The 14283-nt window shown below is 73.7% G+C and carries 10 protein-coding genes and 1 pseudogene; 6 read left to right on the forward strand and 5 right to left on the reverse strand.

Translation table 11 applies throughout. The features are described from left to right. Positions 1-4: 4 nt before the first annotated feature. From rnc to ACH4T9_RS04740, 3 genes and pseudogenes are all read left to right on the forward strand, one after another. Positions 5-730 (forward strand): annotated as a pseudogene (gene rnc / locus ACH4T9_RS04730) (ribonuclease III); the annotation flags it as partial. A gap of 262 nt (positions 731-992) precedes the next feature. Further along, a complete protein-coding gene (gene mutM, locus ACH4T9_RS04735) occupies positions 993-1850 on the forward strand; it encodes a bifunctional DNA-formamidopyrimidine glycosylase/DNA-(apurinic or apyrimidinic site) lyase (protein ID WP_396669796.1) in 858 nt (285 codons plus the stop codon). Positions 1851-2031: 181 nt separating this feature from the next. Then, positions 2032-3531: an MFS transporter gene (locus tag ACH4T9_RS04740; protein ID WP_396669797.1), complete on the forward strand. Its 1500-nt coding sequence runs from the start codon at positions 2032-2034 to the stop codon at positions 3529-3531. 211 nt (positions 3532-3742) lie between these two features. On the opposite strand, the gene ACH4T9_RS04745 is transcribed toward ACH4T9_RS04740, so the two are convergent. Together ACH4T9_RS04745 and ACH4T9_RS04750 are read right to left on the reverse strand one after the other, a co-directional pair. Further along, positions 3743-4588: an endo alpha-1,4 polygalactosaminidase gene (locus tag ACH4T9_RS04745; RefSeq protein ID WP_396669798.1), complete on the reverse strand. Its 846-nt coding sequence runs from the start codon at positions 4586-4588 to the stop codon at positions 3743-3745. A 143-nt stretch (positions 4589-4731) separates the two neighbouring features. Continuing rightward, positions 4732-6060, reverse strand: a complete 1329-nt coding sequence (locus ACH4T9_RS04750; RefSeq protein WP_396669799.1) for a CAP domain-containing protein — start codon at positions 6058-6060, stop codon at positions 4732-4734. A 370-nt stretch (positions 6061-6430) separates the two neighbouring features. Here ACH4T9_RS04750 and ACH4T9_RS04755 point away from each other — a divergent pair, with 370 nt between their 5' ends. From ACH4T9_RS04755 to ACH4T9_RS04765, 3 genes are all read left to right on the forward strand, one after another. After that, positions 6431-6625, forward strand: coding sequence for a hypothetical protein (locus ACH4T9_RS04755; protein ID WP_396669800.1), 195 nt, complete (start codon positions 6431-6433; stop codon positions 6623-6625). A gap of 309 nt (positions 6626-6934) precedes the next feature. After that, positions 6935-10549, forward strand: coding sequence for a chromosome segregation protein SMC (gene smc / locus ACH4T9_RS04760; protein WP_396669801.1), 3615 nt, complete (start codon positions 6935-6937; stop codon positions 10547-10549). Continuing rightward, entirely contained in the window at positions 10549-11175 is a 627-nt protein-coding gene (locus ACH4T9_RS04765) for an HAD family hydrolase (protein ID WP_396669802.1), read from the forward strand. Before smc ends, ACH4T9_RS04765 begins: the two co-directional genes overlap by 1 nt. On the opposite strand, the gene ACH4T9_RS04770 is transcribed toward ACH4T9_RS04765, so the two are convergent. The 3 genes from ACH4T9_RS04770 to ACH4T9_RS04780 form a co-directional block, all read right to left on the reverse strand. Further along, on the reverse strand, positions 11142-12809 hold the full coding sequence (locus ACH4T9_RS04770) for a N,N-dimethylformamidase beta subunit family domain-containing protein (RefSeq protein ID WP_396669803.1): 1668 nt from the start codon (positions 12807-12809) through the stop codon (positions 11142-11144). The genes ACH4T9_RS04765 and ACH4T9_RS04770 overlap by 34 nt on opposite strands. 128 nt (positions 12810-12937) lie before the next feature. Then, complete coding sequence (locus ACH4T9_RS04775; RefSeq protein ID WP_396669804.1) at positions 12938-13459, reverse strand: DinB family protein; 522 nt, start codon at positions 13457-13459, stop codon at positions 12938-12940. A 314-nt stretch (positions 13460-13773) separates the two neighbouring features. Further along, positions 13774-14283, reverse strand: a 510-nt coding sequence (locus ACH4T9_RS04780) for a hypothetical protein (protein WP_396669805.1), incomplete at its 5' end; no start/stop codon positions are given.

The following is a 14283-nucleotide window of genomic DNA, read 5'->3' on the forward strand; positions in this document are numbered from 1 at the left end:
CATCATGACCAACGACAAGCGGCGGCGGGCCCCCGTCGGCCACCTGGAGTCCGCCTTCGGGGTCTCGCTGAACCCGGAACTGCTGGAGCGGGCCCTGACCCACCGCTCGTACGCGTACGAGAACGGCGGCCTGCCCACCAACGAGCGGCTGGAGTTCCTCGGCGACTCGGTGCTCGGCGTGGTGATCACCGCCGCGCTCTTCCACAACCACCCCGATCTTCCCGAGGGGCAGCTCGCGAAGCTGCGGGCGAGCGTGGTGAACATGCGCGCGCTCGCCGACGTGGCGCGTGGCCTGGGCCCGGACGGGCTGGGCGCGTACCTGCTGCTGGGCAAGGGCGAGGAGAGCACCGGCGGCCGGGACAAGGCGAGCATCCTCGCCGACACCCTGGAGGCCCTGCTCGGCGCGATCTACCTCCAGTACGGCCTCGACACCGCCGCCATCGTGATCCACCGGCTGTTCGACCCGCTGATGGCCGAGTCGGCCGGTCGGGGCGCCGCGCTGGACTGGAAGACCAGCCTGCAGGAGCTGACCGCCGCGCTGGGGCTGGGCGTCCCGGAGTACCGGATCGAGGGCACCGGCCCCGACCACCTCAAGACGTTCACCGCCTGGGTGGTGGTCGCCGGCAACCGCTACGGCGGGGCGGAGGGGCGCAGCAAGAAGGAAGCCGAGCAGCGTGCCGCCGAGTCCGCCTGGCGGGAGCTGACCGCCCAGGCCGAGCGGGACCAGGCCGAGCGGGACACCGCCGAGCTGACTGCCCAGGCCGAGCGGGACGCCGCCGAGCTGACTGCCCAGGCCGAGCGGGACGCCGCCGAGCTGACTGCCCAGGCCGAGCGGGACGCCGCCGAGCGGGCGGCGACCGAACAGTCGGCGGCCGGAGAGGCCGGGACGCCGGCGGCGGTGGGGGCGAGCGCGTCCGGCGGGGTGAACGGGTCCGCCGTGAACCCGGCCGGCGGCAGCGCGCTGGACGCCCGGGCGGCGGACGAGGCGGGCCGTGCCTGAGCTGCCCGAGGTCGAGACCGTCCGGCAGGGCCTGGCCCAGTGGGTCACCGGCCGGCGGATCGCCACCGTCGAAGTGCGCCACCCCCGGGCGGTCCGTCGCCACCTGGCCGGCCCGGCGCACTTCGCCGACGTGCTGGCCGGGCGGACGGTGCGCGACGTGCGGCGGCGCGGCAAGTACCTGTGGCTGCCGCTGGACAGCGGTGACGCCATCGTCGGCCACCTCGGCATGTCCGGCCAACTGCTGCTCCAGCCGGCCACGGCGGCCGACGAGCTGCACCTGCGGGTCCGGTTCCGGTTCGCCGACGACGGCCCCGAGCTGCGCTTCGTCGACCAGCGCACGTTCGGCGGGCTGTCGGTCTCCGAGGGCGGGGCGGAACTGCCGGGGGAGATCGCGCACATCGCCCGGGACCCGATGGACCCGGAGTTCTCCGACGACGCCTTCGTCACCACCCTGCGCCGCCGGCGTACCGAGGTGAAGCGGGCGCTGCTCGACCAGACCCTGATCTCCGGGGTCGGCAACATCTACGCCGACGAGGCGCTGTGGCGGGCCCGGCTGCACGGCGCCCGGCCGACCGACGCGCTGACCGGGCCGACCGCGCTGCGGCTGCTCGGCCACGTCCGCGACGTCCTCAGCGAGGCGATCACCGAGGGCGGCACCAGCTTCGACGCCCTGTACGTCAACGTCAACGGCGAGAGCGGCTACTTCGACCGCGCCCTCAACGCGTACGGCCGGGAGGGTGAGCCGTGCCGACGGTGTGGGACGCCGATGCGCCGCGAGGCGTTCATGAACCGCTCCTCGTACAGCTGTCCCCGCTGCCAGCCCCGGCCCCGGGGGGCGCTCCGGGGATGACCCTGGGCACCCCGGAGCGGCCCGACCGGCCCCGCCGCCCGGGGTGCGTCCCGTCGACGTGACGGCAGGATTAGCCGCCCGGTCCGCGGGGCATCTGGGCCGCCATGGACGTACAGCGCATGCCGGCGGTCGGCCACCGCGCCGGTGCCCCGGACGAACCCGAATCCCCGCGGAGCCGGCCATGAGCGCCGACGTGCGGACCGGCACGGTACGGACCAACGTGCCGGCCCGGCTCGACCGGCTCCCGTGGTCCCGCTGGCACTGGATGATCGTCATCGGCCTCGGCACGGTGTGGATCCTCGACGGCCTAGAGGTCACCATCGTCGGCAACCTCTCCGGCAAGCTGGCCGAGCCGGGCAGCGGTCTGGACATCACCCAGAGCCAGGTCACCGGCCTGGCCGCCGCGCTCTACGTGGCCGGCGCCTGCACCGGCGCGCTCTTCTTCGGCTGGCTCACCGACCGGTTCGGCCGGAAGAAGCTGTTCCTGCTGACGCTGGGCGTCTACCTGGTCGCCACCGCGATGACCGCGCTCTCCTTCGACACCTGGTGGTTCTTCCTGTTCCGGTTCCTGACCGGCATGGGCATCGGCGGCGAGTACGCGGCGATCAACTCCGCGATCGACGAGCTGATCCCGGCCCGGCACCGGGGCCGGATCGACATCATCATCAACGGCACCTTCTGGCTGGGCGCCGCGCTGGGCGCGCTGCTGACCGTGCCGCTGCTCAACGGCCTGCCCACCGGTGTCGGCTGGCGGGTGGCGTTCGGCCTCGGCGCGGTGCTGGGGGTGGTGGTCCTGCTGGTCCGCCGGCACGTGCCCGAGAGCCCACGATGGTTGTTCATCCACGGCCGGGGCGAGGAGGCCGAGCGGCTGGTCGACTCCGTCGAGCGGGAGGTGGAGCGGGAGACCGGCCGGAAACTCGACGCCGCCGACAGCTACCTCGAGATCCGCCAGCGTCGCAGCACCGGCTTCCTGACCATCGCGAAGACCCTCTTCGCCCGGTACCCGAAGCGCGCCGTCCTCGGCTTCTCGCTCTTCGTCGGGCAGGCGTTCCTCTACAACGCCATCACCTTCGGCTTCGCCCAGATCCTGGAGACCTTCTTCGAGGTGCCGCCGGGCAACAGCGGCTACTACTTCGCGGTGATCGCGGTCGGCAACCTGCTCGGACCGCTGCTGCTGGGCCGGCTCTTCGACACGGTCGGCCGGGTGCCGATGATCGCCGGGTCGTACATCATCTCCGGCCTGCTGTTGCTCGGCACCGCGTGGCTGTTCCACGACGGGGTGCTCAGCGCGACCACGATGACCGCCTGCTGGTGTGCGGTGCTCTTCTTCGCCTCCGCGGGGGCCAGTGCGGCGTACCTGACGGTCAGCGAGATCTTCCCGATGGAGACCCGGGCCATGGCGATCGCGTTCTTCTACGCGATCGGCACCGCCGTCGGCGGCATCACCGGCCCGCTGCTGTTCTCGAAGCTGGTGGGCAGCGGTCAGGTCGGCGACACCGTGCTCGCCTTCGTCATCGGCGCCTCCGTGATGATCGTCGGCGGCATCGTCGAGCTGGTCCTCGGCGTCCGGGCCGAGGGGAAGTCGCTGGAGGAGCTGGCGACGCCGTTGAGCGCCGAGGAGGCCGGCGTGCCCCGGCAGCGCGGGGCGGACGACGCCGCGACCCCGGCCGCCACCGGCTGACGCGGCACACGCCGCGACGCCGCTCCCGCCGGCCGGGGGCGGCGTCGCCGTGTCGGGGCTTTCTACGGTGGCATGGTCCCCGCCCGCAACGTGCTCGCGATGCTGCACCGCCCCGGGGGTACGCCGCGACCGGCTCCGGGTGCGACCTGTCGGGCTCACGGCCCGGCGGGACACCGCGATGTGCCGCGAACGGAGTGATGGGCCCGGGCGGTCAGGGGGCGGCCGGGCACGGTGCCCGCCACGCGTCGAGCCGGCGGTCCTTGCGCATCGAGGCGAAGCCGTACCCGACCGTGGCCACGCAGAACTCGGTGGGGTCGCCGGTGTACTCGACGTGGAACACCGGCTTCCCGGCGTCGGCGAACGGCAGCAGCTTGGCGCACCGGCGCAGCCGGACGCACTCCTCGTCGACCGCGAAGTCGAAGTCCGGCGCCAGCGCGGCCACCTGTGGCACGTCGCCCAGCAGGCCGGGGGAGAGGCTCAGCGTACGGGCCAGCGCGGCGACCCGCCGGTTGAACAGCAACTGGTCGTCGAAGTCCAGGGGGAGGCCGGGCCGGTGGGCGTACCCGTCGGCGTCGGCCAGCGCCACCGCGCCGAAGCCCTTCCCCCGGCAGAGCCGGAACCGGTCGGCGAGGATCGGTTCCAGCACGTCCCACCGCCGGACGTCCACCCAGCGGGTGTCCGGCCGCAGGCCCGCCCCGCCGCGCGCCGCCGCCGGGTACCGGTCGGCGTCCGGGTCCGTCCCGGCGTACGAGCCGACGGCGACCTGACAGACCAGCCGGCGGTCCCGGGCGCGCAGCGCCGCAGTCTCGGTGGCGGTGGTACGCACCGGGTCGAGCAGGAACACCTCCGCGTCGACCGTGGTGTCGAGCGGCCCGTTGAGCTGCCACTGCCAGCGCCAGTGCCGGGCCGAGTCGGCCGGCCACGGGGTGGGCGCGCCCGGCGGGAGCAGGTCCGCCCGGCAGCCGTACGCCGCCGTGAGCAGCGCCACCGCGACGAGGGACCGCAGCAGCCGGCGCGGCCCACGCCACACGCCGGGCGAGCGCAGCCGGATCCGCATCGGCAGCTCCCGGGTAGCTGGCGGCCCCCGGCCGCCCGGTCGGGCCCGCCGCCCCCACGTACCGCCTCGGCGGGCCTCACCCGGTGCAACGAACGTGACCCCTGCGACGACTCGCCCGGGTCGCCGGGGTCACGTTCGTCGCCTCAGCGCGGGGTGCCGAAGTCCTGCGTCCAGTACGGCCCGTTGCTGGTGGCCACGCCGACGCCGATCTCCGTGAACGAGCAGTTCAGGATGTTGGCCCGGTGCCCGGAGCTGTTCATCCAGGCGTTCATCACCGCGGCCGGGGTCTGCTGGTTCCAGGCGACGTTCTCGCCGTACGCGCGCCACGCGTACCCGACCCGGTCGAGCCGCTTGCCGACGCTGCTGCCGTCACTGCCGTCGTGCGACATCTTCCGGTGGTCGGCCTGGTCCTGGCTGTGCGCCTGGGCGGCGGCCGTCAGCTTGCTGTTGATCTTCAGTGCGCCGCAGCCGGCCTTGGCCCGTTCGGCGTTGACCAGGTCGACGACCTGCCGCGCCTGGCTGCTGACGCCCGTCCCAACGACGCTGCGGGACGCCGTCGGCGGGGTGCTGCGGTGGTTGCTCCGCGACGCGGCGGTGGACCGGCTGGGCATCGGCGTCGGCTTGGCGGTCCGGCTCGGTGCGGCCGACGGACGGGCGGTGGTGGGTGAGGCGCTCGGCGGGAGGGCGGCCGGCGCGGACGTCGCATCGGGGTCGGCCGGCGCGGCGGCGACCGGGCCGTCGGCGGCGGCCGGCTCGGTCCGCGGGTCGTCCCCGCCCGGCAGGGCCAGGGCGCCGACGCCGAGGCTGACGACCAGGGTGGCCGCCGCGGCGGCCCCGCCGATCAGCAGCGGGCGCGGGAACCGGCGGGCCGGCCGGTGCCGCCCCTCGCCGTCGGCCGGGGCGTCCCCGGCCCGGCCTCCCCGGTACGTCGTGAGTCCCGCCTGCGGCCCGCCGGCCACCGACGCGCTGGGCCCGACGACCGGCACGACCCGGGTGCGCTCCGCGTCCCCCTGCCCGGTCGGCTGGTCGTGCCCTTGCTCGGTCGGCTGGTTGTGCCACTGCCCGGTTGGTTCGTCGTGCCACTGCCCGGTCGGCTGGTTGTGCCACGGCTCGGTCGGCTGGTTGTGCCACGGCTCGGCGCCGGGCTGCCACGGCTCGCCTTCCGGCCGCCGCGGCTCGCTCGCGGGCTGCCACCGGCCGGTGGGCTCCTCCCGCCAGGGCTGGTCGCCCGGCCGCTCCGGCCGATCGGTGGGCTGCCGTGCCCACGGCCGATCGGTGGGCTCCGCCCGATCGGTGGGATCCGCGCGGTGCGGATCGGCGGCCCAACGGTCACCCGGCTGGTCCGGCTCGTCCCCGAACAGGTACGCCGACCGCGGCTCGGGCCGGTCGGTCAGCCAGGCGGGCCTGCCGGTCGGGAATTCCTCGCGCCGGCGGGCGCCCTCCGGATCGTTCGGGTCGTTCGAGCCATACACGCCTGTCGCCTCCACGGGTCGGTTGCGGACCGGGCTGAACCTACGGGTGCGGCGCGAGCCGCGGCAACGTGGCTAAGGAAGAGTTAAGCGAATCCGGCTCGCATGGACGGCCACTTCCGGTGATCCGAGGCGTACAGTTAACGCGTCCGGACAGAGCGTGTCCGTGCCTGGTGGCAGCCCCCGACAAGTGGACCGGCAGACGTGGAGATGATCTACGGCCTGCGGGAACTTGACGAATGGCGGTTGTCGGCTCAATATGTAGGTGTCGCCAGTCGCGCCCGGTCATGCCCAGAATCGCTGGGAATGACAGCCGCGAACGAGTGGGCGCGCGTTGGCCGGTCTTTCTGGCAGCGCATATCAAGGAGTCAGTATGGCGAAGGCCCTCTACGGCCACGTAGGTGCAGCGCCCGATCGGCGTCTGCTCGACGAGGTCACCCGACTGCGGTCCAGGGTTCAGGCACTTGAGTTCGAGATCACGCGCCTGCGTGCCGAGAATGATCGGCTCGCGGCGGCTGTGGCGGAGGCGGACGATCTGCTCCGTCTGGCCGAGCCGGCGCTGACCTGATCTTCGGTTGTCGGACAACTGAATCGCACCACGCAAAATCGCGCGCCGACACTTATGTGCCGGCGCGCCGCCATGTCCGGGCCATTCCCCGGCACCATTTCCTGATCTTGAATAATTGATCAAGCTTCGGTCCGGCGATCCGTCCGATCCGTACCGTGGACGCCCGGCGCCGGTCGCGACGCGCCGGTGGAGAACGGACGCCCGGGGCGGGTCGCGTGCGCGACCCCCGGCGACGCCGGGTTAGTCTGCGGGTCACCAGGGTCCGCGCAGCCCACGACGGTCGGCGACCACCGGACGAGGATCGAGAAGGTGTATCTCAAGAGCCTGACGGTGAAGGGGTTCAAGTCCTTCGCCTCCGCGACGACGCTGAAGCTGGAGCCCGGGATCACCTGCGTGGTGGGCCCGAACGGCTCCGGCAAGTCCAACGTCGTCGACGCCATCGCCTGGGTGCTCGGCGAGCAGGGCGCCAAGGCGCTGCGCGGCGGCAAGATGGAGGACGTCATCTTCGCCGGCACCGCCGGGCGGTCGCCGCTGGGCCGGGCCGAGGTCACCCTCACCATCGACAACACCGACGGCGCGCTGCCGATCGAGTACACCGAGGTCTCCATCACCCGCCGGATGTTCCGCTCCGGCGAGAGCGAGTACGAGATCAACGGCGACTCCTGCCGCCTGCTCGACATCCAGGAGTTGCTGTCGGACTCCGGCATCGGCCGGGAGATGCACATCATCGTCGGGCAGGGCCGGCTCGACGGGATGCTGCACGCCAAGCCGGAGGACCGGCGGGCGTTCATCGAGGAGGCGGCCGGCGTCCTCAAGCACCGCAAGCGCAAGGAGAAGGCGCTGCGGAAGCTGGACGCGATGCAGACCAACCTCAACCGGCTCACCGACCTCACCGCCGAGTTGCGCCGCCAGCTCAAGCCGCTGGGCCGGCAGGCCGAGATGGCCCGACGGGCCGCCGCGATCCAGGCCAACCTGCGCGACGCCCGGCTGCGGCTGCTCGCCGACGACCTGGCCACCCTGCGCGCCACCCTGGACAAGGAGATCGCCGACGAGAGCGCCCTGCGCGAGCGGCGCGAGCAGATCGAGGCGGAGCACGTCGAGGTACAGGGCCGGCTCGGTGAGCTGGAGGCGGCACTGGCGGAGGACGCCCCGCTGCTGGCTGCCGCCCAGGACACCTGGTACAAGCTCTCCGCGCTGTCCGAGCGGTTCCGCTCCATCGAGCAGCTCGCCCGGGAGCGGCTGCGTCACCTCAGCGCCACCGGCGACGACGAGCGCCCCGGCCGCGACCCCGACCAGCTGGAGGCCGAGGCCGAGCGGGTCCACGAGCAGGAGGAGGAGCTGCGGGCGGCGCTCACAGACGACCAGATCCGGCTCGCCGAGGCCGTCGAGCACCGGCAGGAGCTGGAACGGCAGCTCGCCGCCGCCGAGCGGGAACTGGTCGCGGCGGCCAAGGCCATCGCCGACCGGCGCGAGGGGCTGGCCCGGCTCACCGGCCAGGTGAACTCGGCGCGGGCCCGCACCACCAGCGCCGGTGAGGAGATCGACCGGCTCGCCGCCGCGCACGCCGACGCCCTGGCCCGCGCCGAGCAGGCGCAGGCCGACCTCGACATGGTGGCCGAACAGTCCACCGAGGCCGACCGGGACAACGCCGACCTCGACGCCCGGCACGCCGAGGCGGTCGCGGTGCAGGAGAAGGCGCAGGCAGCGGTCCGGTCCCTCGCCGACGCCGAGCGGGCCGTCGAGAAGGACGCCGCGACGCACAAGGCCCGCGAGGAGGCGCTCGCCACCGGGCTGCGCCGCAAGGACGGCGCAGGCGCGCTGCTCGCCCGCGCCGACGAGGTGCCCGGTCTGCTCGGCAGTCTGGCCGGGCTGCTCACCATCGCCCCCGGCCACTCCGCGGCGCTCGCCGCGGCGCTCGGCGGGCTCGCCGACGCGGTCGCCGTCAGCGGCGTCGACGAGGCGGTCGAGGCGATGCGGCTGCTGAAGATCGCCGACGCCGGTCGGGCCGGCCTGCTGGTCGGCAGCCCCGCCGGGCCGGGCATGACCGGGTCGGCCGACGCGCTGCGCCCGCAGCTGCCCGAGCACGCCCGCTGGGCCCCCGACCTGGTCGAGTGCTCGGCCGAGCTGCGCCCGGCCGTGCACCGGGCGCTGCGCGACGTGGTGCTGGTCGACGACCTTGCCGCCGCGTCCGAGCTGGTCGCCGGGAACCCGGAGCTGCGCGCGGTCACCGGGGACGGCGACGTGGTCGGGGCGTACGCGGCGGCCGGCGGGTCGGCCAAGGCACCCAGCTTCATCGAGGTGCAGGCCGCCGTGGAGGAGGCCCGGACCAACCGGACGGCCGCCGAGCGGGCCGCCGCCGAGCTGCGCGACCAGCTCGGCGAGGCGCGCGCCGAGGTGGCCGCCGCGAAGGAGGTGGTGCAGCATGCCGCCGCCGCGAGGCGGGAGGCCGAGAGCCACCGCAACGCCGCCGCCCGTCGGCTCGCCGAACTGGGCGCCGCCGCCCGGTCGGCGAAGGCGGAGACCGACCGGCTCGGCGACTCCCGGTCCCGTGCCGAGGCGGCCCGGGAACGCGACCTGACCGCCCTGGCCGAGCTGGCGGAACGGCTCCGGCTGGCCGAGGCCACCCCGCTCGACGCCGAGCCGTCCACCGAGGAGCGCGACCAGCTCGCCGCGATGGTGCCCCGGGCCCGGCAGAACGAGATGGAGGTCCGGCTCGCGGTGCGTACCGCCGAGGAGCGGGTTTCCTCGATCGCCGGCCGGGCCGACTCGCTGCGCCGGCAGGCCACCGCCGAGCGGGCCGCGCGGGAGCGCGCGGCGGCCCGTCGGGCCGCCCGGGCACGGGGCGCGGACATCGCCCGCGCCGTGGCCGGCGGCGCCCGCGAGGCGCTGGCCCGGTTGGCCACCACGATCGCGCGGGCCGAGGAGCACCGGGATGCCGTGGCCCGCGAGCGCGCCACCCGGGAGGCCGAGCTGTCCGAGGTACGCGGCGCGGCCAAGCGCCTCGGCGCGGAGCTGGAGCGGCTGACCAGCCAGGTGCACCGGGACGAGGTGGCCCGCGCCGAGCAGCGGCTGCGCATCGAACAGTTGGAGGCGAAGGCCGCCGAGGACTTCGGCCTGGACGTGGAGACCCTGGTCGCCGAGTATGGCCCGCACCAGCCCGTACCGCCGACCCAGGCGGACGTGGCGGCGGCCGAGCGGGACGGGCTGCCGGTGCCCGACCCGGTCGCCTACGAGCGCCCGGTGCAGGAGAAGCGGGCCGCCAAGGCGGAGCGGGAGCTGGCCCTGCTGGGCAAGGTGAACCCGCTCGCGCTGGAGGAGTTCGCCGCGCTGGAGGAGCGCTTCAAGTTCCTCACCGAGCAACTGGAGGACCTCAAGGCCACCCGCCGGGACCTGCTCACCGTGGTCAAGGACGTCGACGACCGGATCCTGGAGGTCTTCGCCAGCGCGTTCGCCGACACCGCCCGGGAGTTCGAGCAGGTCTTCACGGTGCTCTTCCCCGGCGGCGAGGGTCGGCTGATCCTCACCGAACCCGACGACCTGCTCGTCACCGGCGTGGAGGTGGAGGCCCGCCCGCCGGGTAAGAGGATCAAGCGGCTCTCCCTGCTCTCCGGCGGCGAGCGGTCGCTGACCGCGGTGGCCATGCTGGTGGCGATCTTCCGGGCCCGGCCCAGCCCGTTCTACATCATGGACGAGGTGGAGGCGGCCCTCGACGACGTCAACCTGGGCCGGTTGATCACGTTGCTGGCACAGTTGCGGGAGAAGAGTCAGCTGATCGTCATCACGCACCAGAAGCGGACGATGGAGATCGCCGACGCCCTGTACGGCGTGACCATGCGCAACGGGGTGACCCAGGTGATCAGCCAACGGCTCAACCGGGCCGACGGGGACGACGAGCGGCGTGGCCGCGGCGAGGAGAACGAGTAGTGGGTCGGGAACGGGCGACGGCGCTCCTGGTGGATTTCGACGGCGTCCTGCGGCGGTGGGACCCGGCGGTGGCCGCCGGGGTGGAGCGGGAGTACGGCCTGTCCGAGGGCGTGCTCACCGAGATCGCCATGCATTGGGGGCGGCTCCAGCCGGTGCTGACCGGCAGGGTCAGCCACGCCGACTGGATGACCAGCGTCTCCGACGCGCTGACCGACTCCGTGGGCGACCCCGAGCGGGCCCGTGCCGCCGTCGAGCAGTGGCAGCGCTACCGCGGCGAGGTGGACCCCGAGGTGCTCGACTTCGTCCGCGAGGCGCGGGCCGGCGGTATCCGGGTCGGGCTCGGCACGAACGCCACCGACCTGCTCGACGCCGACCTCGTCGCGCTCGGCCTGGTCGGTGAGCTCGACGTGGTGGTCAACTCCTCGAAGATCGGGGTGCACAAGCCGGCGAAGGAGTACTTCCAGGCCGCCTGCGAGGCGCTGGAGACCCCGCCGGCCCGGGTGCTCTTCGTCGACGACGAGGACCGGGCGATCCGGGGCGCCCGCGTCGCCGGGCTGTCGGCGCTGCGCTGGAGCGGCCCGGCCGATCTGCGCTACCTGCGGGCCGCGCTGGCATTGACCGGCTGATCCGTCTCGGCCGGGACCTCGCCGAGCACGCGATGGAGCAGGTTGCGGGTGGCCCGGTCCACCCGCGGGTCGGCGATGGCCGGGTCGTGCAGCGCCCGCGTCCACCCGAGGGACCCGGCGGCGAACACCCAGGCGCCCGAGCGGGCCCGGTACAGCTGGGTGTGCTGCCGCTGGGCCGTCCCCTTCCGGTGAAAGGGCGAGTCGGCGAGCTGGACCTGTTCGACCGCTCGCGGACCGCCCACGCCGGGCATCCGCTGGTCGGCCTCCCCCCACACCACGTCGGGGATGCAGTCGCCGTCGCGTACGCCCGTCCCGGCCCAGAACCAGTGCCCGCTGGCACGTACCACCAGCGGCGCGCGGCCGTCGACGACGCTGACGTACTGGCTGCCGATCAGGTGCTGCTCGGGACTGCCGGTCTTCCGCCACATGGGGGTCGTCGGAACGACACCGTTGCGCGGCTCGTCGACCTTGTCGCATCGGACCAGCCGCTCGTCGTGGTCGTCGACCCCGTACCGGATCCGCCAGTAGCAGTTGTTGGCACCGAGGAAGACCAGGCTGGTGCCGCCGTTGCGAGCGGTGACGACTGCCGTTCGCATCCGCGCCGACCAGTACTCGTCGTGCCCGGGGAAGATCACTGCCTGATGACGTCCCGGCTCGACCCGGCCCGTGTGCAGGTCCTCGCTGGTGGCGTAGGTGAGGTCGTGCCCCTGCGCCTCGGCCCACTGCACGAAGCCGATGTCGTCGGCAGCCAGGTGGGGCAGGCCGCTCTCGGCGTACGGGCGGTCGTGGCTGACCGCCCGGGACCGGTGCGTCGGCGAGCGTCGGCCCGTGCCGTCGTGGCCGTAGTAGAGGCTCGCGCCGGTGCGGCCGTCCAACGGCCACTGGTTGTACGCCTGGTAGGTGCTCGTCGGGATGACCACCAGCGCGCCGCAGGTACGGGCCGGACCGCGAACCACGAACGGAACCCAGTGGTGGTGACCGGACGCGGTGCTCAGCAGGGCGAGGTACTGCCCGCTGATCCAGTCCGGGCCGATCCGCAGCCGCCATCCGGGTGACCATGCGCACGACACCGTGCCGGTCTCCGCCGAAACCGTGGGAGCGGGCTGGGTCGTCCCGTCCAGCCAGGGGCCCTGGGCCACCATCCGGGCACCCGCGCCGCCGTAGTGCCCGATCCGGAATACCGCGCCACGGTACTGCTGGGCGGGTGCCACCGAGACCCGGAAGACCAGTTCCTCCCCGGGCTCGATGCTGGTCGTCGAGGCGTAGCCGGCGATCTCACCGGACCGGTCGGTGCCGAACCGGTGGCCGGTGAGGCGGAAGCCGGCCGCGCCCGGCCGGCTGTTCTCCAGGACGACCGGGAACCGGCCGGGTGTCCGGTGGACGACGCCCGGCGTGCCGGCCTCGACCAGGTCACCGGGATAGTGCGGGTCGGCGGGCGCCGCCGCCGGGCGACTATCGAGCCGCCATCCGAGCCCCACCAGGGCGGCAGCACCGGCCGCGCCCACCGCGCCGATCATGCCCAGCGTCCTTCTCCTGGAAGGCGTCAGGCGTTCCCCGTCGACCATCGTCAGCTCCCCGTCGTGTCCACCGCCACGCCAGGCAGGCGTACCGGTCGGTAGGACGGGGTCGGCCACGCCCCGTCCTACCGGAAGACGTCACGGACGGGTCGTGAGTTGCTGTCGTTACGTCGAAATGGACGCCCGGCGTGGGCGGCGGCTCGGTTCGGCGGGAGAGGGGCGCCGGTCGGGGGAAACGGTGTAGGTCACTCGCCGGTGCGGCCGTCGATGCGTTCGCGGATCAGGTCGGCGTGGCCGTTGTGCCGGGCGTACTCCTCGATCAGGTGCACGTAGACCCAGCGCAGGTTGAACGTCCGGCGCTTCGGGCCGACCTCGGTGAAGGTCTCGTCGAGCGACCGGCCGGCGGTGGCGGCCCGGGCCAGCGCGATCTCCCGGTGGTAGGTGGCGAAGTCGGCCTCTGCGTCGGCGGTGCCGACGTCGAGGTCGGCGTCCGGGCTCTCCGGCGTGCAGTAGGGGTGGTCGATCCGCTCGCCGGCGAAGTCCTCCCGGAACCAGGAGGCCTCCACCTCGGCCAGGTGCCGGACCAGGCCGAGCAGGGTGAGCCCCGAGGGCTCGACGCTCGGCGTGCGTAGCTGCTGCGCGGTCAGCCCGGCGCACTTGAGCAGCAGGGTCTGCCGGTGGTAATCCAGCCAGCCCTCCAACATGGTGCGCTCGTCGCCGACGTAGGGCTCGGGGGTCCGGGTGATCTCCGGTGCTCGCCAGGTCATGCGGCCATCCTTGCCGGGAACCCCGACGTTCGTGAACCGGTTTGTCAGGGCGGCGCGACGACCGGCCGGTCGGTCGGGCGTTCGTGAGCCCGTGTACGTCGGGGGTCGGCCGGCGCGCCGGCCCCCGACGTACACGGGGTGTTCCGATCGTGGGCCGGGTGCCGGTGCCAGCCCGCGGGCCGGGGGCGGCTCATCGGCCGCGCCTCCCCCGGCAGCGGGCCCGCGACATCTCGATCGCGGGTCACTGACGGGGGAGGGGGCACTTTCCCGCCTTCAACCGGCGGGCCGCTCGGAGCGGTTCCCGAGGTGCTTCGTCAACGCCTGCCGACGATGGTCACCTGGGCGGAGCCTTCGGGCATTCCGGCGATGCTGACGCGATTTCCGGCGGCCGTGGTGGGGGTGCCCCTGCCGGGGAGCGGTTGGAGTGCGTCCCAGGTGCCGTTGGGGTGGCGGATCTTGTGGTAGATGCCGTTGTCGGCGCCGACGATGAGTATCTGGGCGGAGCCGTCGGGCATGCCGGTGATGGCGACGTCCTTGCCGGCTGCGGGGGATGACGTGTTGTAGCCGCTGATGGGTTGGAATCCGGTCCAGGTGCCGTTGGGGTTGCGGATCTGGTGGTGGACGATGTTGTTGGCGCCGACGATGAGGACTTGAGCGGAGCCGTCGGGCATGCCGGCGATGCTGACGTTGCTGCCGGCGGCCGTGGTGGGGGTGCCCATGCCGGTGAGTGGTTGGAGTGCGTCCCAGGTGCCGTTGGGGTGGCGGATCTTGTGGTAGATGCCGTTGTCGGCGCCGACGATGAGTATCTGGGCGGAGCCGTCGGG

The sequence above is a fragment of the Micromonospora sp. NPDC020750 genome (assembly GCF_044334565.1).
Classification (GTDB): domain Bacteria; phylum Actinomycetota; class Actinomycetes; order Mycobacteriales; family Micromonosporaceae; genus Micromonospora.